Genomic DNA, 21,382 nt, shown 5'->3' on the forward strand with positions numbered 1-21,382 from the left:
CCACGACATGCTTTCCCAAGATTCATTCCAGCCCGCGCCGGCCAGCGTGCGCGAGCGCATCGCCGCCACGCTGGTGCGCGCGCGCCAGCGCGACCGCACGCTGCACGCCTTCATCGAGCTCGATGCCGCGCGCGCCGCGCGCCGCGCGGCGGAACTCGACGCCCTGCCGCCGCGCGCGCGCGGCCCGCTGCACGGCATGCCCGTGGCCGTGAAGGAGATCATCGACATGGCCGGCGCGCTGTGCGCGTGGGGCTCGCCGCTGCACGCGGGGCGCCGGCCCGCGCACGATGCGCTGCTGGTACAGCGCCTGGCCGCGGCCGGCGCGGTGCCGGTCGGCGTCACCGCCTCCACCGAATACGCGCTGGCCGCGGCCGCCGCGACCGTGCATCCGCGCGACGCGCGGCGCTCGCCGGGCGCGTCCTCGAGCGGCTCCGCCGCGGCGGTCGGCGCCGGGCTGGTGCCGCTCGCGCTCGGCACGCAGACCATCGGCTCGGTCATCCGCCCCGCGGCCTATTGCGGCGTGGTGGGGTTCAAGCCGAGCTTCGGGCGCTATCCCACCGATGGCATCCTCTGCCTCTCGGCGCGGCTCGACCACGCCGGCGTGCTGGCCGCGCGCGTGGCCGACGTGATCGCCGCGGACGCGGTGCTGGCCGGCATCGCCGCGCCGGCGTCACTGCCAACGGCAGCGCATGGCGCCACCCCCGCGCTGCGCGTGCTGCAGCCGTGGTTCGGCGAGGAAGTGTCCGCGGCGGTGTCGTCGACGCTCGACGGCGCATGCCAGCGCCTGCGCGGCGCCGGCTTCGGCCTCGCGCCGCTGTCGGTGGACGCCGGCATCGCCGCCGCCGAGACCGGCCTGACCGACACGCTGCTGACCTTCGAGCTGGCCCGGCGCCACGGCGCCGCGCTGCGCGCGGCACCCGACAAGGTGTCGGCGAAGCTGCTGGCGATGACCGAGCGCGGCGCGCGCGTGAGCGAGGCGCGCTTCGACGAAGCCGTGCGCGAGCAGGCCGCGCTGTCGGCGCGCCTCGACGCCATGCTGCGCCCCGGCGAGATCGCGCTGGCGCCGGCCACGGTGGGCACCGCGCCGCTGCTGCCGGAGGGCTCCGGCTCGCGCGCGCCGCAACGGCTGTGGACGCTGGCCGGCATGCCGGCGCTGACGCTGCCGGCGGGCACGCACGGCGGCCTGCCGGTGGGCCTGCAACTGATCGGCCGCCGTGGCGAGGATGCGGCGCTGCTGGCCGCCGCCGCGCGCATCGAAGCCGTGCTCGGCGCCGCGTCTCATGACTAGCCCGGCCTGGATGCCGCTGGCGGCGACCACCCTGATCGTGTTCTCGGGCACGCTCGTGCGGGCGGTCTCGGGGCTCGGCTTCTCGCTCGTCGCCGTGCCGCTGCTGTCGCTGGTCTGGACGCCGGCCCAGGCCGTGGCCATCGCCGTGCTGTTCCAGACGCTGAGCGCGCTGCCGCTGGTCGCGGCCGAATACCGCGACATCGACTGGCGCCTGCTCGCGCGCATCTGCGCGGGCGGGCTGGCCGGCATGCTGCCCGGGCTCGCCCTGCTGCAATGGCTGCCCGAACCCGCGATGCGCGTGGCGCTGGCGGCCATCCTGCTGCTGTCGGTGGCGCTCATCGTGGTGGGGCGGCGCTTGATCCGCAACATGACGCCGGCGCGCATCCTGCTGGTGGGCCTGTGCGCCGGCGTCGCGCAGGGCATGGCCGGGGTGTCGGGGCCGCCGCTGATGGCGGGCCTGATGGCGATGCCGGGGCTCGACCCGCGTACCATCCGGCTCACCGCCACCTCGGTGTTCCTGATCCTCGGGCTGGTGTCGGTCGCCACGCTGGGGTGGCATGGCGCCTTCGGCGTCATGGCGCCGGGCAGCTACGCGATCGCCACCGCGGGCATGGTGGGCGGCCATCTGGCCGGGGAACGGCTGTTCGCGCTGGCCGGCGCGGCCGGCTTCCGCCGTTACGTATTGCTGGTATTGTTCGCGTCCGCGCTGCTGACGCTGGCGCCTTTGTGGCGATAGGATCTTGTTGATGATGGATATGGAAGACCAGGAGCGCGCCCGCACCACGGGTTCGGCGCTCGAAAAGGCGGTGGGCATCCTGGAGACGCTGGGAGAGCAGGTGCGCGGCCTGAGCCTGGCCGAACTGGCCGAATTCACCGGCATGCCGAAGCAGACCGTGCACCGCATCGTGCGCCAGCTCGAGGAGCTGGACCTGCTCGCGCGCGAGGCCGGCGGCGACCGCTTCATCTTCGGCGCCCGCCTGCGCCAGCTCGGCGTGGCGGCGCTGTCGGCGCCGCGCCAGTCGCTGGCCACGCGCCAGATCCTCACCGAGCTGGTGGACGAGATCGGCGAGACCTGCAACATCGGCGTGCTCGACGGGGAGGAAGTCCTGTACGTCGACCGCGTCGAATGCCACTGGCCGCTGCGCGTGCAGCTGCGCCCGGGCAGCCGCGTGCCGTCCCACTGCACCGCGATCGGCAAGCTGCTGCTCGCCCACCTGTCCGGCGCGCAGCGCCGCGAGCTGCTGCCGCGCCTCGCGCTGACCGCCTACACGCGCAATACGCTCGCCACCGTGCCGGCGCTCGAAGCCGCGCTGGCGCAGATCCGCAGCCAGGGTTACGCCATCAACCAGGAGGAAGACTCGCTCGGCCTCAACGCGATGGCGGTGCCGGTGCGCGACGCGGCGGGCAAGGTGCTGGCGGGACTCGCGGTCCACGCGCCCAGCGCGCGGCTGCCGCTCGACGAGATGCTGGCCCGGCGCCCGCTGCTGGAGGCCGCCGCCGGCCGGGTGGCGTCGGTGCTGTTCAACGCCTGAGCGCCCGGCGCGCGCGACGCGAGGCGGCGCGCGTCGACGCGAAGCGCGGGCGACCCCCGCGCGCCGCGTCACGAACTCTGGATGCCCCGCTTGCGGATGAAGTCGCCCCAGACCTTCGACTCGGACACGGCGCGCTGCCTGATGGCCTCGGCCGAGCCCACGACCGGGAAGAGGTAGAGCGAAGCCAGCTTCGCCTTGATCTGCGGGTCCGCCAGCGCGGACTGCACGGCGGCGTTCAGGCGGGTCACGACCTTCGGGTCCATGCCGGCCGGGCCCACCAGCGCGTACCAGCTCGGCATGAGCGGCGCGTCGATGCCGGCCTCCTTCAGCGTCGGCACGTTCGGCAGCTCCTTGACGCGGTGCGGCCCGACGATCGCGACCGGCACCACCGTCCCTCCCGTCACCTGCGGCAGCGCCGCGCCGAGCACGCTGACCATCGCATCCACCTCGCCCGCCACCACGCCGGTCAGCGCCGGACCGGAGCCCTTGTAGGCGACGTGGGTCATCTTCAGGTCCAGCTTGTCCGCCACCACTTCCATCGCCAGGTGCGTCGAGTTGCCGACGCCGGCGCTGCTGAACGTCAGCCCGCCCGGCTTCTGCCGGGCCTTGTCGATGAAGCTCCGCGCCGACGTGATGCCGCTGGCCTTGCTGGCCACCAGCACGAACGGCGTGTCGACGACCGGCGAGATGAACGTGTAGTCCTTCTGCGGGTTGTACGGCAGCGACGCATACAGGTGCGGGTTGAAGCTGATCTGCGACACGCCCGTGAGCAGCACGGTATAGCCATCCGGCTGCGCCTTGGCGACCGTGCTCATGGCGACGATGCCGTTCGCGCCCGGCCGGTTGTCGACGACGATGGTCTGCCCGAGGTCCTGCGACAGGCGGTCGGAAAGCAGCCGCGCCACGACGTCGCCGCCCGAGCCCGCGGACTGCGGCACGATCATCCGGATCGGCCGGCTCGGAAACGCATCCTCGGCCTGCGCGGCGCCATGACACATGGCCGCCGAGGCAATGAACGCAGAAGCAATCAAACGTCGGTACATCAACACTCTCCCATCGAAGCGAAGCCAATCACGGAATTTTCATAGCGATGGTATGGATACGCACGCCGAACAACCAATACGGATTGTCGATGCCAACATAGGCAAAGGCTATGCCCCCGGGAAACCATGACGCGCCTGCCCGCCGGTGGGGCACGGACGCGCCATTGCAATGCAGCCCCGCGGCGCGGCGCACAGAACGAGTGCGCGAATGCGCGAGGCCAGTCATGCTCCGGCGCGCGGGCGCCCACGAAACCGTATCGTCATAGGACCAGCCTATGACCGGATCGGAATTTCGTCTTTCCGGATGGCGCGCCGCGCTCCGTACCATGACTGCCGTCATCCCGGGCCCTCCCCGGGCCCTCGGCCCTCACGCAAGAGCGCACAAGTCATGTCCGACATCGATACCCGCGGCAACGCGTGGCTGACGCCACCGTCCGCCTACCTGGCAAGCCGCCCGTCCACCTTTTCCGTTCCGGCCCGCCCGGCGTCGCGCTACCTGCCGATGCGGGACGGCTGCCGCCTCGCCGCCGACATCTACGTCCCGCAGCCGCTGCCGGGCCAAGCCGCGCCGCGGACGTTCCCGGCCGTCGTCATCTTCACACCGTACTACCGGCGCTTCCGCCTGTCGGGCGCGGGCGCCGAGCCCAGCCCCAACACCGCGAAGTACCACGATGCGTTCGTGCCCAGGGGCTATGCGGTCGTGGTGGTGGACGTGCGCGGCACCGGCGCGAGCTTCGGCACGCGCGACGCGCTGCGCTCGCCCACCGAACGCGACGACTATTACGAAGTGGCCGAATGGATCGCCGGCCAGCCCTGGTCGAACGGGAAGATCGGCTCCACGGGCATTTCCTACCTGGGCGCCGCCGCGTGCTTTCTCGCCAGCACGGGCCACCCCGCGGTCAAGGCGATCGCGCCGCTGTTCTCGGTGTCCGACATCTACAGCGAGCAGCTCTATCCGGGCGGCATGCTGTCCAAGGTCTGGGTGGAAGCCTACGACGAGCTGATGCTCGCGCTAGACCAGGACCGCCGCGACCTGGTGGCCGGGTTTCCTTATTTCGACGACCCGCGCTTCGCGGGCCCCGAGCGCTGCGACGAGGACGTGGACGGCACGCTCGTCGCGGCGGCCATCGCCGAGCACCGCAACAACTTCACGCTGGCCGACCTGGCGCCGGAATTCGCCTTCCGCGACGGCGCGGCGTTCCACGATGCGTCGCTCGACTCGGGAAGCTGCAGCCCCTATCGCTACCTCGACGGCATCGCGCCGGACGTGTCGGTGTATTCGATCTCGGGCTGGTACGACGGCGGCGGCTACGCCAACGGCGCCATCACGCGCTTTCTCTCGCTGCCGTCGAACGACAGCCGCCTGCTGCTGGGCCCGTGGGACCACGGGGCCCGCACCAACATCTCGCCGTGGCGCGACCACGCCGCGTCGGATTTCCCGCTGCTGGGCGAAGTCCTGCGATTCTTCGATCACCACCTGCTCGGCCTGCCGACCGGCCTCGAACGCGAAGCCCGCGTGCACTACCACAGCATCCACGACGACCGCTGGCAGCCGGCGGACACGTGGCCGCCGGCGCCGGATGCCACGCGGCTCTACCTGGCCGGGGACGGCACGCTTGCCGACACGCCGGCGCCCGCGCCGACGGAAGTGCGCGCCCAGGTCAGCTTCGACTGGACCACCGGCCGGCAGACGCGCTACGAGCGCCTGGGCGCGCTCAACATCGAGGACTACTACGCCGACTGGGGCCGGCGCGAAGCCGCGCTGCCCCACTTCGATTCCGCGCCGCTGGCGTCGCCGCTGGCGATCGCCGGCCACGTGGTGGCCCATCTCCGCGTGGCGTCGTCGCAGCCCGACGCGGCGCTCTTCGTCTACCTGTCGGAGGTGGAGGCGAACGGCACGGTCCGCTACATCACCGAGGGCATGCTGCGCGCGTCCCACCGGAAGCTGGAGCCGTGCCCCGCGGAGTACCGCACCACGTGGCCATATCGCGCGCACCGCCGCGCCGAGGCCGAGCTCCTGACGCCCGGCGCCGCCGTGCCGCTCACGTTCGCGCTCCTGCCGGTGGCGTGGACGCTGGCGGCCGGCAGCCGCCTGCGCGTGTCCGTCGCCGGGGCCGACCGCGGCCATTTCCCGCCGGTTCCGCTCGGCCGCCCGCCGCTGCTGACCCTGACGATGGGCGGCGGCGAAGGCTGCCATCTCGACGTGCCGGTGGCGGATCCTGCCGCGGATCCCGCCGACGACCCTGCCGGCGGGCGCTAGCGCCGGCCCGATGCCCGCCCGCCACCCGAGGTGCTAGAGTGGGCATCCGTCCTTCCCTCCGCCCCCGTCATGGACTTCCGGCAGCTTCGCTATTTCGCGCGCATCGTCGAACTCGAGAGCATCACCGCGGCAGCCGATGCGCTGCATATCGCCCAGCCGTCGCTGAGCCAGCACGTGGTCAACCTCGAAGCCGAACTGGGCGCGAAGCTGCTGGTGCGCGGACCGTTCGGCGCGCGCCCCACCGAGACCGGCCAGATCCTGTACCGGCATGCCAAGATGGTCCTGCGCCAGATGGAGGAAGCGCACGCCGCCGTGCGCCACGGACGCGACGTGCCGTCGGGCCACGTCCGGGTCGGCCTGCCCACCAGCACCTCCCGCGTGCTGGCCGTGCCGCTGCTGCAATTCGTCAGCGGCAGCGTCCCCGACGTGACCGTCGAGATCGTCGAGGGCAGCAGCGCCGACCTGGCGGAACTGGTGACGGCGCAGAAGCTCGATCTCTGCATCGCGATGGATGCCCAGCAGCGTCCCAACATGCATCTGGTGCCGCTGCTCGACGAAGACCTCATGGCCGTCGGCCCCGCCCCGGCGCAGCGCGACACGGCGCTGACGCTGGCTGAAATGGCGGCGCTGCCGTTGCTGCTGCCGAGCTTTCCCAATTCGATCCGGGTGCTGACGGACCGGGCGTTCGTCGCCGCCGGACTCGAACTCAAACTCGTGGCGGAAACCAGCGCGACCTCGGTCCTGCTTGCCGCGGTCCGCGCCGGCATGGGATGGACGATCCTGCCGTGGAGCGCGCTGGCGACCGAGCACCCGGACGCATTCGCCTGCGTGCCGATTTCCGATTCGTCGCTGGTGCGGCGCGTGTTCCTGTGCGTAGCGGGCTCCGCGCGCCTGAGCCTGGCCTGCAAGACCGTGGAAGACGCCCTGCTCCGGCTGATCGGCGAGGCCATCGCCACGCGCACCTGGAAAGGCGTCAGCCCGCTGAGCCGCCTGCTGGGCCAGCGCGGCGAGGGCAACGAGGGCGGCGAGGGCAACGGGGACGGCGGGGGCGGCTAGCCCGGCGCGTTGCCGCGGATGCGCCGGCCTCGCCGCGCAGCGAAAGCGCACGCTTCGTGCCCCGCATCTCCGCCCCGGCCGCGCGCATGGGGACGCCATTCGTGCCATAGCCACGGCGCAAGACCTTCCCGCCCACGCGCGGTAGACCGTTTCACCCCGCCGATGATCCGCGAGAGAATCGCGCGCGCCGCATGCCGCACGGACATGCCCGCCGGCCGTCACGACGCCCGCGCCCGACGGGCGCCGTTCCGCCATTGCCGCACGGCGGCGGGCGCCAGCGCACGTCCCCCGGCCCCGGTTTGGTGCGGCATGACGAAAAAAACCAACATACCAGCACGCTATTCGAGAAAAAAACGTGGCATAATTTTTGCACAGAAAACTTGAGTACACAGAATTTCTCTTGTACTTCCAGGTAGCTCACACCTGGCTGCGTCCGTTCAGATTGGCTACGTTGAAGGAGCTTCACGATGCGGTCCCCAGTTTTCCAGATGTTGTCCAGCATTCTCCTAGGCCTCACCCTCGGGCTCGCGGGCCAGGCGTGGTCGGCAAGCGGCGTGCCGCTGCGGCTCATCGTGCCCTACCCCGCCGGGGGACCCACCGATATCGTTGCCCGGACCGTCGCGCCGGCCTTGGGCGCGGCGCTCGACCAGACGGTGATCATCGACAACCGCGCCGGCGCGAGCGGCTCGATCGGGGCCGGCACGGTGGCGCGCTCGGCCCCGGACGGCAACACGCTGCTCCTGAACACCTCGATCCATACCATCCTTCCGCATCTGACCAAGGTGCCGAACGACGCGATCAAGGACTTCACGCCGCTCGCGCAGGTCAACAGCATTCCGTTCGTGCTGGTCGCAAACAAGGATCTGCCATACAAGACCGTGCCGGAGCTCATCGCTTACGCAAAGGCGCATCCGGGGCAGATCAACTTCGCCACCAACAGCGCGGGGTCCGCCTCGCATATGGCCGCGGAGCTGTTCGCGCGGGCCGCGGGCATCGAGATGCGGCACATTCCCTACAAGGGGAGCGCCCCGGCCCTTACCGACCTCGTGGGTGGCCAGGTGCAGATCATGTTCGAGCAGGGCCCCTCGGTCGCGCCCTTCCTGAAGAGCGGCCAGCTCCGCGCGCTTGCCGTCACGAGCCCCGCCCGCACGCTGAACAATCCCGAGCTTCCCACATTGGCGGAACTCGGCCTCAAGGATTTCAGCTACTCGAACTGGCAGGGCATCTGGGGCCCCGCGGGCCTCCCGCCCAACGTGACGAAACGCCTGGTCGACGCGCTGCAGAAGGCCCTGACCCAGCCCGAGGTGCAGCAGAAGCTCCGCGCGCTCGGCACGGAGCCCGCCAACCGGTACGGCAGCGATTTCGAGACGTTCGTGAAACAGCAGTTTGACCAGCAAGGTACCCTGATCAAGAGCGCGGGTATCAAGATCGAATGATGGCCGTCACCGGCTGTTTTTCCTGTTCGAATTCCCGTCATCGAAGCCCGATGCGGGCAGCATGCAAAGGATCGAGGAGCTATGTCGGTTGATTCCGTTTCCCAGTCGGGCTCGAGTGTCGAAAGCGCGTACAAGGCGGGCCGCGCCGTCATTGCCGCGCGCCGCCATTGCGTGTCGACCGGCCACTACCTCGCCACCCAGGCTGCCTTCCAGATACTCGAGGCGGGAGGCAACGCCATAGACGCCGGCGTCGCCGCGGGCCTGGTGCTCGGCGTGGTGCACAGCGACCAGGTGAACATCGCGGGCGTCGCGCCGATGATCATCTACCTCGCCAACCGCCGCGAAGTGGTGACGATCGACGGCCTTGGCGTGTGGCCCGCGGCCGCGAGCCTCGAGCACATCAGGAAGGAGCATGGCGGCGAGATCCCCGAGGGCCTCCTCAGAACCGTGGTGCCGGCCGCGCCCGCGGCATTCATCAAGGCGCTCGGCGACTTCGGCACGCTTTCGTTCGGCACGGTCGCTTCTTTCGCCCTGCGCTTCGCCCGCGAAGGCTTCCTGATGTATCCGTTCATGCACGAGCAGTTGCAGATGGTGAAGCACAAGCTCGAGCGATGGCCGTCCAACCGCGACATCTACCTGCCCGGCGGGGACGTCCCCGCGGTGGGGGCGCTTTTCGTCCAGAGCGACCTTGCCGGCAGCATCCAGTATCTGATCGACGAAGAGCATGCCGCGCTGGCGCGTGGCGGCAGCCGGCTGGCGGGATTGCAGGCCGCGCGCGACGCCTTCTACAAGGGCGACATCGCGAAGAAGATAACCGGCTACCACGCCGCCCACGGGGGCTGGCTCACGCCCGGGGACATGGCGAACTTCGAGGTGAAGTTCGAACGGCCCGTGGTGACGCGCTACCACGACCTGGAAATCCATGCGTGCGGCTTCTGGTGCCAGGGACCGACGCTGGGCCAGGCGCTGAACCTGCTCAAGGGTTTCGATCTCAAGCAGATGGGGCACAACACCCCGGCCTATATCCACCACGTCGCCGAAGCACTCAAGCTGGTCTTCGCGGACCGGGAGGCATTCTATGGCGATCCGCGATTCAACGACACGCCGGCCGACTGGCTGCTGTCCGACCGCTATGCCGACGAAAGGCGCAAGCTCATCCGCGAGGACCGCGCCTGGCCCGGTCTTCCGCCATCGGGGGCGAACACCCGGCCGGCCGCCAGCGGCGACGCCGGTGGCCAGGCAGGCGGCCCGTTCGATACGTCCTGCGTCACCGTGGTCGACCACGCCGGCAACGCGATCTGCATCGCCCCGAGCGACGTGTGCAGCGACACCCCGGTCATCCCGGGAACGGGCCTCGCGCCATCTTCGCGCGGCTCGCAGTCCTGGGCGCTGAGCGGGCACGCCTCCTGCCTCGCCCCGGGAAAGCGGCCCCGGCTCACGCCAAGTCCGGCCCTGGTCATGCGGCCCGGAAAAATGGTCATGCCCATCGGCAGCCCGGGCGGCGACAGCCAGACGCAGGCCAATATCCAGGTCCTTCTCAATATGGAAGTCTTCGGCATGGATCCGCAGACCGCCATCGAAGCCCCGCGCTTCATCACGTACAGCCATCCGGACTCGTTTTCCCCGCACAAGGCCTTTCCCGGCCGGCTCTGCCTGGAGGGCCGCATCGCGCAGGCCACGGCGCAGGCGCTTTCGGACCTGGGGCATGAGGTGGTCATCTGGCCGGACCGCCTCTGGCGCGCGGGCGGGGTCTGCACGGTGCGGCACGACCTCGAGCGCGGCGTGTACGAGGCCGGCGCGGATCCCCGGCGGGCCGCTTCGTCGGCGCTCGGCTGGTAAGGCCGGGACCGGACGCGCGCGGGGCTTCGGGAGGTCAACCCTTCGGGCTGGCTTCCCGACGCCGGGGCGCGGCAGCCACCGCGGCCCGTTCGTCGCTTACCTGAAGACGACCGTCTTGTTGCCGTTCAGGAATACGCGGCTCTCGATATGGAATTTCACGGCGCGCGCGAGCGCCACCTTTTCGGAGTCCCGTCCGGCCGCGACCAGCAGGTCGGGGCCAAAGACGTGATCGACGCGCTCCACGACCTGTTCGATGATGGGGCCCTCGTCGAGGTCGCCGGTGACGTAGTGCGCCGTTGCGCCGATCAGCTTCACGCCGCGCTCGTATGCCTGGTGATACGGCTTCGCGCCCTTGAACCCGGGCAGGAACGAGTGGTGGATGTTGATCGCTTTGCCGGACAGCGCGCGGCACAACTCGTCCGACAGCACCTGCATGTAGCGCGCCAGCACCACCAGCTCGCTGCGCGTCTGCGCGACGAGCTGCAGCAGCCTGGCTTCCTGTTCCGACTTCGTCTCGGGCGTCACGGGCAGGACGTGGAACGGGATGTCGTGCCGCTCCACGAGATGCCTGAGGGCCTCGTGGTTCGACACCACCGCGGTGATGGTCATGGGCAGCTCTCCCGTCCGCTGGCGATACAGCAGATCTTCCAGGCAGTGGTCGAACTTCGACACCATCACGAGGACCCGCGCCCGCTCGTCCCGGGACCGCAGGTTCCACTCCATGTCGAAACGTGCCGCGGTCGCCTTGAACGCGTCGCGCAGCTCCTCCAGCGAGGGCGCCGGAGTGGTGTCCGTGCGGAACACGACCCGGGAAAAGTAGCGGCCCTGGTTCTCGTCGTCGTACTGGGCCATCTCCGTGATGTTGCAGCCCCGGTCCGCAAGGAAGTTGCCGATGGCGGCGACGATGCCGCGCGTGCCGGGACACGCCACCTTGAGCACATAGGAGCTGGGGACGGACGCTTGGCGTGCTGGGGAATGGGATTGCATGGGCGTTGGCGGATGAAAGAGGGTTGGTCGGCCGAATTTTTTGATTCCTTGTGTGAAAAAAATATATCACTAAATTTTTCTTGCGAGAAGTTTTTTGTAGATTTATAGTCATCAAAAGAAATTCTGGACCTGACCAACGCAACATCCGCGCCCGCGGCATGCGCCCGGGGACCGCGTGGAACGGTGCCCGGCAAGGCATCTTCCGGGAGCGCGGCGTGGTGAAGCCTTGCGTCGGGACTTCTCGGAACCACAAGGATCCATTCATGGCAAACAGAGTTCCTGCCCAGGCAGAAGTCGTCATCGTCGGTGGCGGTATCGTGGGATGCTCGATCGCATACCACCTGACCAGGCTCGGCATCACCGATGTCGTCCTGCTCGAGCGCAGGCAGCTGACTTGCGGCACGACCTGGCACGCCGCCGGCCTCATCGGCCAGCTGCGGAACAGCCGGCAAATGACGGAACTGGCAAAGTACACGTCCGACCTGCTCTACGAGCTCGAGCGCGAAACCGGGCAGGCCACCGGCTTCAAGCAGAATGGCTCGATCAGCCTGGCGCTCAATGCGGCCCGTTTCGAAGAGCTCAGGCGCGGCGCGTCGATGGCGAAGAACTTCGGCCTCGATGTGCAGGTCGTCGGCCCGTCCGACATCAAGAGGCTGTGGCCCATGCTCAACCTCAAGGACGCGGTGGGCGGCGTGTTCCTGCCCAAGGACGGGCAGGCAAACCCCACCGACATCACCCAGGCCTTCGCCAAGGGGGCCCGCATGCGCGGCGCCAAGGTCGTGGAGAACCTGAAGGTCGAGAAGCTGCTCGTCGAGAACGGCAAGGCGGTCGGCGTGCAGACCGAAGAAGGCGTCATCAAGGCCGGCACCGTGGTGCTTGCCGCCGGCATGTGGTCCCGGGAACTGGCGGCGCAGGTCGGCGTGTCGATCCCGCTCCATGCCGCGGAGCACTTCTACATCGTGACCGAAGCCATCGACGGCCTGCCCGGCAATCTTCCGGTCCTGCGCGTGCCCGACGAATGCGCCTACTACAAGGAAGACGCCGGGAAACTCCTGCTGGGCGCGTTCGAGCCCGTGGCGAAGCCCTGGGGGATGAAGGGCATCCCCGAGGATTTCTGCTTCGATGCCCTGCCCGACGACTTCGACCACTTCGAGCCGATCCTGACGAGCGCCGCGGAGCGGGTTCCCGTCCTGCAGACCACCGGGATCAAGACCTTCTTCAACGGCCCGGAGAGCTTCACGCCCGACGACCGGTATCTGCTGGGCGAAACCGCGGAGGTCAAGGACCTCTTCGTTGCCTGCGGATTCAACTCCATCGGCATCCAGAGCTCCGGCGGCGCGGGCAAGGCGCTCGCCGAATGGATCCGCGACCGCCGGCCGCCGGTCGACCTGTCCGACGTGGACGTGCGCCGCATGCATCCCTTCCAGGGCACGCGAACCTATCTTCGCGAGCGCACGACCGAGACCCTCGGCCTGCTCTACGCGATGCACTGGCCGTTCCGCCAGTTCGAGACCGCCCGCGGCGCCCGCCGCTCGCCGCTGCATGACCGCCTCGTGGCGGCGGGCGCGGTCATGGGCGAAGTGTCCGGCTGGGAACGCGCGAACTGGTATGCCGAGCCGGGCGCGCAGGCGAAGTACGCGTATTCGTGGGGACCGCAGAACTGGTTCGAGAACGCCGCGCGCGAATGCCGCGCGGTCCGAGACGCGGTCGCGCTGTTCGATCAGACGTCGTTCGCCAAATTCCTCGTGCAGGGTCCCGATGCGACGCGGGCGCTGAACCGGATCTCGGTGTCCGATGTCGACGTCCCCGTGGGCAAGATGGTGTACACCCAGTGGCTCAACCCGCACGGCGGCATCGAGGCGGACCTGACCATCACCCGCACCGGCCCCCGGTCCTACCTCGTCGTGACCGCCGGCGCCACGCAGACCAGGGACTTCTCCTGGCTCGAGCGGAACATTCCCGCCGACTGCCGCTGCGTCGCCACCGACGTGTCTTCCGGCATGGCGGTCCTTGGCGTCATGGGGCCGAACGCGCGCGCGCTGTTGCAGAAGGTTTCGGAAGAGGACCTCTCCAACGAGGCGTTCCCCTTCGCCACCTCCCGGGAAATCCAGATCGGATACGCGCGCGTGCGGGCCAGCCGGATCACGTTCGTCGGGGAGCTCGGATGGGAACTGTACATCCCGACCGAGTTCGCCCTGCATGTGTTCGAGACGCTCAGCGCCGCGGGCGGCGAATTCGGCCTCACCCTGGCCGGCTACCACGCCATGAACAGCTGCCGCACCGAGAAGGGCTACCGGCATTGGGGGCATGACCTCACCATCGAGGACAACCCGCTCGAAGCGGGCCTCGGCTTCTGCGTGGCATGGGAAAAGCCGGGCGGCTTCATTGGCGACGACGCCCTGCGGCAGGCCAGGGCGGCCGGTCCGCTCAAGAGGCGGCTGGTCCAGTTCCAGCTGGCGGACCCGGGCAAGCTTCTCCATCACGAAGAACCGATCTGGTGCGATGGCAGGATCGTCGGCTCGATTACCTCCGGCATGTTCGGACACCGCCTCGGCGCCTCGCTGGGCATGGGGTATGTGACGAACCCCGACGGCGTCACCGCGGACTGGCTCGCGCGGAACACCTTCGAGATCGAAGTGGCGTGGCAGCGCATCCCCGCACAGGCGAGCCTGTCGCCCTTCTACGACCCCAGGAACCTGCGCATCAAGTGCTAGGGAACAGCCTCGATCCACGTACTCAACCTACTCAACGTATTCCACGTATGACGGTGCAACAGATGAAAGTCCTGGTTGGCGTGAAGAGGGTGGTGGACTTCAACGTGAACGTCCGTGTCAGGTCCGACCGCTCCGGCGTGGACACCGACAACGTCAAGATGTCCATCAACCCGTTTGACGAAGTGGCCGTGGAGCAGGCCGTGCGCCTCAAGGAGGCCGGCGCCGCCGCCGAGGTCATCGTCTTCTCCGTGGGCCCCGACCGCGCGGCCGAGACGATACGCACGGCCCTGGCGATGGGCGCGGATCGCGGGATCCTGGTGCAGACGGACCAGGCCACGGAACCGCTGGCCGTGGCGAAGGTGATCGCGGCCCTGGTGGCGCGGGAAGCGCCGCGGCTCGTGCTCCTGGGGAAGCAGGCCATCGATGACGACTGCAACCAGACCGCGCAGATGGCGGCCGGGCTGCTGGGATGGCCTCAAGGCACGTCGGCCTCGGCATTGCGCCTTGCCGGGGATGTCCTGCAGGTCACGCGAGAGGTCGACGCGGGCACCGAGGAAGTCGAACTGGCGTTGCCGGCGGTGGTCTCCGTGGACCTGCGCCTCAACGATCCCAGGCATGCGTCGCTGCCGAGCATCATGAAGGCCAGGAAGAAAGAGATCGCGTCCGTGACGCCGGACAGCCTCGGTGTCGACGTGGCGCCGCGCCTGTCCGTCCTGGAAGTGCGCCCGCCGGAAGAACGCAAGGCCGGACGGAAAGTCCGCGGCGTTGCCGAACTGGTCAGTGAAATCAGCGCCGTTCTGGAGGACGCATGATGGCCGCACTCGTCTTTGCCGAGACCGGCGCGGGGGGACTGAATCCCGCCGCGCGCAACGCCGTCACTGCCGCGCGGCAGATGAGCGCCGACGTCGATATCCTGGTCTGCGGCGCGGACTGCCGCGCGGCGGCCGGGCAGGCGGCGCATCTCCAGGGCGTTCGGCGCGTCCTCCAGGCGCAGGCCGCGTCGCTGGCGAACCAGCTTCCCGAGGACGTGGCGCCGCTGCTCGTGACGCTTGCCGCCGATTACGACTACATCGTCGCCGCCGCGACCAGCGCCGGCAAGAATGTCCTTCCCAGGGCGGCCGCGCTGCTCGACGTCTCGCAGATTTCGGAGATCAGCGCGGTCGTCTCTCCCGATACGTTCGAGCGCCCGGTCTACGCGGGCAATGCCAACGCCGTGGTGCGCTCGGCCGACGCGAAAAAGGTCGTCACCGTCCGTGCCACCAGATTCGCCCCGGCGGGCCAGTCCGACGTCGCCGCCGAGATCGTCCCGCTGTCGTGGAACGAAGGCCCGGGACTCGCGAAGTTCATCCGCGGCACCGCGACGGCGAGCGGCCGTCCGGAACTCACCACGGCCTCGGTCGTGGTGTCCGGGGGACGCGGCATGGCCTCCAGGGAGAACTTCCGGCTGCTGGAGTCCCTCGCGGACAAGCTCAACGCGGCGATAGGCGCTTCGCGCGCGGCGGTCGATGCCGGCTTCGCACCCAGCGACGCGCAGGTGGGGCAGACCGGGAAGGTCGTCGCCGCGGACCTGTACATTGCCGTCGGCATCTCAGGCGCGATTCAGCACCTCGCCGGCATGAAGGATTCGAAGACCATCGTGGCCATCAACAAGGATGCCGACGCGCCCATCTTCCAGGTGGCCGACATCGGCCTGGTGGGCGATCTGTTTGACGTCTTGCCTGCCCTGACGCAGGCGCTGGACGCCGCGGGCTAGCGGGGCGGGGAAGGGGTGGGGAAGGGGCGCAGAAGGGACGTGGGGTGGCCCCCTGGAAATGCCGGTTCAGTACGTGGGTGGCGCGATCACCCACACCACCACCGCCTCGATCCTGCCGCGATTCGCCCAGCGGAACGGCTCGCGCTCGATGCGGAAACTGTCGCCGGCATTGAGCTCGAAGAAGTGCTCGCCGATCCAGACGTCGAGCCGTCCCTTCACGAGATAGCCCTCTTCCTCCGTATCGCGCAGGCTCGGCTCCAGCAGCATCGCTCCCGGCTCGAATGTGCTGAGGAACGTCTCGAACGAACCGCCGATGTTCGGCGACAGCAGTTCTTCGACAAGGCCGTCCGTGACGGTGCCCAGCCGCCGCCGCGAGCCGGCGCGCTGGACCCGCCCCACTTCCGCGGCCGGCTTCGATTCGCTCACGAAGAACCAGCCGAGCGGCACCCCCAGCGTCAGCGCCACCCGCTTGAGGTCCGAGATGGACATTTCGGCGCGCCCTCTTTCCAGCTGGCTCATGAAGCTCGTCGAGCGGCCCGCCGCTCCGGCGAGGTCCGCCAGGGTCTTCCCCCTGGCCTTGCGCAGCTTGCGGATCTCCGCGCCCAGCGCAGCGGTATCCAGCACGGGCCCGTCGGCCTGTTCAACGACATTCATGGCTTGCGGATGTTCTGGCATGGTTCGTTCGAGCCCCACGGAGAGAGCCACCCTGAATTTTTCCATTTTTTCGGATGGAAAAATTCTACTCCATTTTTTTACCCACAAAGATTCCTGGCACCTTCCCGGCGTCTGCCCGCTCGATTCGCGCCCGGCCGCCAGGCCTCGCCTTGTTCACATTCGCCGGATCACAAGGCGCCGTGCGCCAGCAGATATTCGTCGAACTCGGCGGCAAAGGCGTAGGCCAGCTTCGACATCGGCCGGTCGTGCGGATGGAAGACCGCGAAGTGATAGGCCAGCGGCGGCGAGAACGGGCGCACGAGCAGCGCATCCGATTTCATGTCCTCGGCGCTGATCGGGTCCACCAGCGCGACGCCGACGCCGCGCGCCGCGAGCGAGATCGCGCTGGCGAAGTAGTCGCACTCGGCGACGATGCGCAGGTGCGCGCCCGCCTCGTCGAACACCTTGCTGGCGCCCAGCTGGGCGGCATGGCCCCGGAACATGCCGATGAAGGGCGTGCCGTCGAGCAGGCGCGGGGTGAGCACGGGATGCTTCGCCAGCGGATTGTCACGGTGCAGCACCGCCACGAACGACATCTGGTAGCGATTGACGGCGACCAGCGGATGCTCGACCGGCAGCTCGGCCACGGCGAGGTCGAATGCGCGCGAGGGGATGAGGTCGCGCACGCCCTGCGACTGGCGCGAGATCAGCTTGACCGTGACGCCCGGCCGCGTCGCCACGAAGCGCGCGATGACCGGAGGCAGCCAGGAAATGCTCGGCCCCGGGTGGCTGGCGATGGTGAGCGAGCCGGCCCGGGTTTCGTGGATGTCGTGCGCCGTGCGCGACAGCTGGGCGTGCCGGTCCAGCACCTCGGCGACCTCCCCGACCAGCGCGATGGCTTCGGCCGTCGGCGTCAGCCGGCGGTGCTCGCGAACGAACAGCGCATAGCCCACGGCCTCTTCCAGTTTGTTGAGCAGGGTGCTGACGGCGGGCTGGCTGATGCCCAGAACCTGTGCGGCAAGGGTGGCGGAGCCGCGCTCCATGACGGTGCGAAAGACCTCAAGCTGCCTGATTTCGAGCATATCCATATGAATCGATTATGGATTGAAAACCCAGCAAAATCAATGGATCGAAAAACACGGCGCGGCGAGGATGGCACGCAGATTGCAAGGTAGATTCAACTTCAATATGTGAGCCGTGATGACGTCCGACGCAGATTTCCCCAACCTCCTCATGTCGGCCCGCGGCGTCGTCAAGACGTTTCCCGGCGGCAAGCCGGTGCTGCATGGCATCGACTTTTCCGTGGCCCGCGGCGAAGTCGTTTCGCTGATCGGCCCCAGCGGCTCCGGCAAGACGACCCTGCTGCGCTGCCTGGCGATGCTCGAGACGCTGACCGAAGGCGAGGTGTTCGTCGAAGGCCAGCGCGTCGCCTGCCCCAAACCCGGCCGCGACATCGCCCGGGCCGCCAGGGCGGTGCGGGCCGACGTCGGCATGGTGTTCCAGCAGTTCAACCTGTGGCCGCACCTGTCGGTGATGGAAAACGTCATCGAGGCGCTGATCCGCGTGCGCCGCATGGACCGCGACGCCGCCGTGAAAAAGGCCGAGCCGCTGCTCGACAAGGTCGGCCTGCTGGGCAAGCGCGACGACTACCCCAGGCGCCTGTCCGGCGGCCAGCAGCAGCGCGTGGCCATCGCCCGCGCGCTGGCCATGACGCCCAAGATCCTGCTGTTCGACGAGCCCACCTCCGCGCTCGACCCCGAGCTGCGCCAGGAGGTGCTGCTGGTGATGCGCGAGCTGGCCCGCGAGGGCATGACCATGCTGGTGGTCACCCATGAGATGGGCTTCGCCAGCGACGTCTGCTCGCGCGTGGTCTTCATGGATGCCGGGCGCATCGTCGAAGACGCGCCACCGGGCCAGTTCTTTTCCGCGCCCGCCACCGAGCGCGCCCGCAGGTTCCTCAGCCAGCTTTCCTCCTGAATTCTTCCGCCCGAATTTCCTACCGAATTTCTTCCCGAAAAGGCTTCGCCATGTCCATCTCCTCCCCAGTCTCCTTCCTGCGCAAGACGGCCCTCGTGCTGCTGGCGGGCGCCGCCGCGCTGTCCGCCGCGCCGGCGTCGGCCCAGCAAACGCAGTCGCGCCTGTTCGAGATCACCAAGAGCAGGAAGCTTCCCGTGTGCATCTACCCGCTGTACTACGCCATCTCCTTTCGCGACACGAAGACCAACGCGCTGACCGGGCTGGACATCGACATGGCCAGGGAGCTGGGCAAGGAGCTCGGCGCCGAGGTCGAGTTCGTCGAGTCCGGCTTCGGCACCTTCATCGCCGACCTGCAATCCAACAAATGCGCGATCGGCATGTTCGCGCTCGGAGTGACCACCAAGCGCGCGCAGGCGGTCGAGTTCAGCAAGCCCTACATGAACGCGTCGGTCTACGGCGTGGTGCGCAAGGGCGGCAAGGTCAAGACCTGGGCCGACATCGACAAGCCCGGCGTCAAGGTGGCGGTCCTCCTGGGCAGCTACATCGAGACCTACATGAAGGGGTACCTGAAGAAGGCCACCATCGTCTCCATCCAGCCGCCGGCGACCCGCGAGGCCGAGCTGTCGGCCAACCGCGCCGACGTGATCCTGGTGGACTACCCGACGGTCCTGCGCGTGAAGCAGGAGTTCGACTGGGCCCAGAGCGTGGAGCCGCCGAAAAAGCTGGCCCCGACCCCGGTCGCCTATGCCATTCCCCAGGGCGACCAGATCTGGCTGAACTTCGTCAACCAGTTCATCGACATCACCAAGATGGACGGGCGGCTGGCGGCCATCGCCAGGAAGTACCAGCTCGACGGCAACGTCGCGCCCTGAGGCAAGCCGGCCATGCACTACGCATTCCGCTGGGATGTCATCCCCAACAACCTGGACTTCCTGCTCTCCGGCCTCGGCCAGACGCTGCTGATCTGCGCGTGCACGCTGCTCGCCTCCATCTTCGGCGGGCTGGCCATCGCGCTGCTGGACATGTCGCGCCACCGCGCCCTGCGCTGGTTCGGCATGGGCTTTGGCGAGGTCATCCGCAACACGCCGATCCTGGTGCAGATCCTGTGGGTGTACTACGTGCTGCCGATGGTGTTCGACATCTCCATCGACGCCCTGCCGGCCGCCATCATCGCGCTCTCGGTCTACTCCTCGGCGTTCCTGTCGGAGGCGTACCGGGCCGGCATCCAGGCGGTGCCGCCGGGCCAGCGGGAGTCGGCGCTCGTGCTGGGCATGAGCCCCTGGCACACCTTCCACCGCATCGTGCTGCCGCAGGCGGTGCGGCTGACCCTGCCGGCCATCGCGGCCAACTTCGTGCAGCTCATCAAGTACTCGTCGCTGGCCTCGGTGATCTCGGTCAGCGAGATCACGCGGCGGGGCATGGAGCTGTCCGCCACCGCCTTCCGGCCGCTGGAGATCTTCACCTTCATCGCCGTCGTCTATTTCGTCATCTGCTGGCCGCTGGCCATGGCCATCCGGCTCTGGGAACGGCGCCTCGCGCATCAATGAACATGCAAAATCAATCGGAAATCCAGGCTGCCCAAGCGCTGGAGAGCGAACTGCTCGCCGCCGTCGCGGCGCGCCGGGACCTGCTCGTCGACATGACCCGCGCGCTGGTGGCGGCGGCGTCGCCCAATCCCCCGGGCGACGTGTCCGCCGCGGCGCACGCGGCCTTCGGCCTGCTGAGCGCGATCCCGGGCGTGGCGATCTCGCGCCACGAGACCGCGCCCGGCATCGTCAACCTGGTGGCCCGCATCGACAGCGGCAAGCCCGGGCGCCGGCTGGTGTTCAACGGCCACCTGGACACCTTCCCCATCGGCGAGGACCTCGGCTGGACCGTCCCGCCGCTGGGCGGCGTGGTGCGCGACGGGCGCCTGTACGGCCGCGGCGTGTCGGACATGAAGGCCGGCATCGCCGCGTCGATCGCCGCCGCCACGGTGCTGGCCGAGCGCCGCGGCGACTGGTGCGGCGAGGCCGTCGTGACCCTCGCCGGCGACGAGGAAAGCATGGGCGTCCTCGGCACGCAGTGGCTGCTGGACAACGTGCCCGAAGGCCGCGGCGACGTCATGGTCAGCGGCGACGTGGGCTCCCCGCTGGTGGTTCGCTTCGGCGAGAAGGGCCTGTTCTGGATCGAGATCAGCGCCACCGGCGAGCCGGCCCACGGCGCCCACGTGCACAAGGGCGTCAATGCCATCGACCGGCTGCGCGTCGCGCTGGACGCGGTCAAGCGGCTCGAGTCGCTGGCCGTCGACGCGCCCGCCGAGATCGGGGCGGCCATCGCGGTGGCGGCCCCCGTGTCCGAGCCGATGTCGGGGGCCGGCGAGAGCGAGGTGCTGCAGCGTGTCACCGTGAACATCGGCACCATCGACGGCGGCGTCTCGCCCAACCTCGTGCCCACGCTGGCCCGGGCCCAGGGAGACATCCGCCTGCCGGTCGGCGTCAGCACGCGGCAGGTCATCGAATGCCTGGACCAGTGGCTGGGTCCGATGGCAGGCGTCAGCTGGAAGGTGGTCCAGCGCTACGAGCCGAGCTTCACTTCACCGGACCATGAAATCGTCCGGCGCGCCTTGTCGGCATCCGCGCGGGTGACGGGCGGCGCGCCGGTGGCCAACATGCGCGTGGGCGCCTCGGATGCGCGCCTGTACCGCGCGGCCGGCGTGCCGACCGTCGTGCTGGGCTGCACGCCGCATGGCATGGGCGGGCCCGACGAGCACGTCTACATCGACGAGCTGGTGAGCGTCGCGCAGATCCACACGCTGATCGCGTTCGGCTACCTGGGCCAGGCCGCCGCGGCATAGCCGTTCC

Annotated in this window: 18 protein-coding genes; 14 read left to right on the plus strand and 4 right to left on the minus strand. The window is 69.0% G+C overall.

Annotation, left to right across the window (positions count from 1 at the left end):
• Positions 1-7: 7 nt before the first annotated feature.
• The 3 genes from ACWTPI_RS33480 to ACWTPI_RS33490 are packed head-to-tail and all read left to right on the plus strand — an operon-like array spanning position 8 to position 2,820.
• Positions 8-1,288, plus strand: coding sequence for an amidase (locus tag ACWTPI_RS33480; protein ID WP_454733931.1), 1,281 nt, complete (start codon positions 8-10; stop codon positions 1,286-1,288).
• Entirely contained in the window at positions 1,281-2,024 is a 744-nt protein-coding gene (locus ACWTPI_RS33485) for a sulfite exporter TauE/SafE family protein (RefSeq protein ID WP_454733932.1), read from the plus strand. Before ACWTPI_RS33480 ends, ACWTPI_RS33485 begins: the two co-directional genes overlap by 8 nt.
• Positions 2,025-2,034: 10 nt before the next feature.
• Positions 2,035-2,820: an IclR family transcriptional regulator gene (locus ACWTPI_RS33490; RefSeq protein WP_020202177.1), complete on the plus strand. Its 786-nt coding sequence runs from the start codon at positions 2,035-2,037 to the stop codon at positions 2,818-2,820.
• A 68-nt stretch (positions 2,821-2,888) separates the two neighbouring features.
• On the opposite strand, the gene ACWTPI_RS33495 is transcribed toward ACWTPI_RS33490, so the two are convergent.
• Complete coding sequence (locus ACWTPI_RS33495; RefSeq protein WP_029043416.1) at positions 2,889-3,863, minus strand: Bug family tripartite tricarboxylate transporter substrate binding protein; 975 nt, start codon at positions 3,861-3,863, stop codon at positions 2,889-2,891.
• A 388-nt stretch (positions 3,864-4,251) separates the two neighbouring features.
• Between ACWTPI_RS33495 and ACWTPI_RS33500 the strand changes: the two genes are divergently transcribed.
• From ACWTPI_RS33500 to ACWTPI_RS33515, 4 genes are all read left to right on the plus strand, one after another.
• Entirely contained in the window at positions 4,252-6,123 is a 1,872-nt protein-coding gene (locus tag ACWTPI_RS33500; RefSeq protein ID WP_454733933.1) for a CocE/NonD family hydrolase, read from the plus strand.
• Positions 6,124-6,192: 69 nt separating this feature from the next.
• Positions 6,193-7,179, plus strand: a complete 987-nt coding sequence (locus ACWTPI_RS33505) for a LysR substrate-binding domain-containing protein (RefSeq protein WP_020202174.1) — start codon at positions 6,193-6,195, stop codon at positions 7,177-7,179.
• A gap of 488 nt (positions 7,180-7,667) precedes the next feature.
• Entirely contained in the window at positions 7,668-8,615 is a 948-nt protein-coding gene (locus tag ACWTPI_RS33510; protein WP_454733934.1) for a Bug family tripartite tricarboxylate transporter substrate binding protein, read from the plus strand.
• Positions 8,616-8,696: 81 nt separating this feature from the next.
• Entirely contained in the window at positions 8,697-10,454 is a 1,758-nt protein-coding gene (locus tag ACWTPI_RS33515) for a gamma-glutamyltransferase family protein (RefSeq protein WP_454733935.1), read from the plus strand.
• A 96-nt stretch (positions 10,455-10,550) separates the two neighbouring features.
• On the opposite strand, the gene purU is transcribed toward ACWTPI_RS33515, so the two are convergent.
• Entirely contained in the window at positions 10,551-11,441 is an 891-nt protein-coding gene (gene purU / locus ACWTPI_RS33520) for a formyltetrahydrofolate deformylase (protein WP_052165831.1), read from the minus strand.
• Positions 11,442-11,704: 263 nt separating this feature from the next.
• On the opposite strand from purU, the gene ACWTPI_RS33525 reads away from it, so the two are divergent.
• From ACWTPI_RS33525 to ACWTPI_RS33535, 3 genes are all read left to right on the plus strand, one after another.
• Positions 11,705-14,155, plus strand: coding sequence for a GcvT family protein (locus ACWTPI_RS33525; RefSeq protein WP_454733936.1), 2,451 nt, complete (start codon positions 11,705-11,707; stop codon positions 14,153-14,155).
• Between the two features lie 62 nt (positions 14,156-14,217).
• Entirely contained in the window at positions 14,218-14,967 is a 750-nt protein-coding gene (locus ACWTPI_RS33530) for an electron transfer flavoprotein subunit beta/FixA family protein (protein ID WP_454733937.1), read from the plus strand.
• Entirely contained in the window at positions 14,967-15,908 is a 942-nt protein-coding gene (locus ACWTPI_RS33535) for an electron transfer flavoprotein subunit alpha/FixB family protein (RefSeq protein ID WP_454734061.1), read from the plus strand. Before ACWTPI_RS33530 ends, ACWTPI_RS33535 begins: the two co-directional genes overlap by 1 nt.
• Before the next feature lie 66 nt (positions 15,909-15,974).
• Here ACWTPI_RS33535 and ACWTPI_RS33540 read toward each other — a convergent pair whose 3' ends face one another.
• A complete protein-coding gene (locus tag ACWTPI_RS33540) occupies positions 15,975-16,583 on the minus strand; it encodes a helix-turn-helix domain-containing protein (protein WP_454733938.1) in 609 nt (202 codons plus the stop codon).
• Positions 16,584-16,750: 167 nt separating this feature from the next.
• Positions 16,751-17,644 carry a LysR substrate-binding domain-containing protein gene (locus ACWTPI_RS33545; RefSeq protein WP_063826850.1) on the minus strand — a complete coding sequence of 298 codons (894 nt, stop codon included), beginning with the start codon at positions 17,642-17,644 and terminating at the stop codon, positions 16,751-16,753.
• 118 nt (positions 17,645-17,762) lie between these two features.
• On the opposite strand from ACWTPI_RS33545, the gene ACWTPI_RS33550 reads away from it, so the two are divergent.
• From ACWTPI_RS33550 to ACWTPI_RS33565, 4 genes are read left to right on the plus strand one after another with little or no spacing between them, the layout of a single operon-like run.
• On the plus strand, positions 17,763-18,539 hold the full coding sequence (locus tag ACWTPI_RS33550; protein ID WP_454733939.1) for an amino acid ABC transporter ATP-binding protein: 777 nt from the start codon (positions 17,763-17,765) through the stop codon (positions 18,537-18,539).
• A gap of 50 nt (positions 18,540-18,589) precedes the next feature.
• Positions 18,590-19,411, plus strand: coding sequence for an ABC transporter substrate-binding protein (locus ACWTPI_RS33555; protein WP_020203762.1), 822 nt, complete (start codon positions 18,590-18,592; stop codon positions 19,409-19,411).
• 12 nt (positions 19,412-19,423) lie between these two features.
• Positions 19,424-20,086, plus strand: a complete 663-nt coding sequence (locus ACWTPI_RS33560) for an amino acid ABC transporter permease (protein ID WP_020203763.1) — start codon at positions 19,424-19,426, stop codon at positions 20,084-20,086.
• A gap of 2 nt (positions 20,087-20,088) precedes the next feature.
• Positions 20,089-21,375 carry a M20/M25/M40 family metallo-hydrolase gene (locus ACWTPI_RS33565; RefSeq protein WP_454733940.1) on the plus strand — a complete coding sequence of 429 codons (1,287 nt, stop codon included), beginning with the start codon at positions 20,089-20,091 and terminating at the stop codon, positions 21,373-21,375.
• The last annotated feature ends 7 nt before the right edge of the window (positions 21,376-21,382 follow it).

This window comes from Cupriavidus ulmosensis (assembly GCF_977008105.1).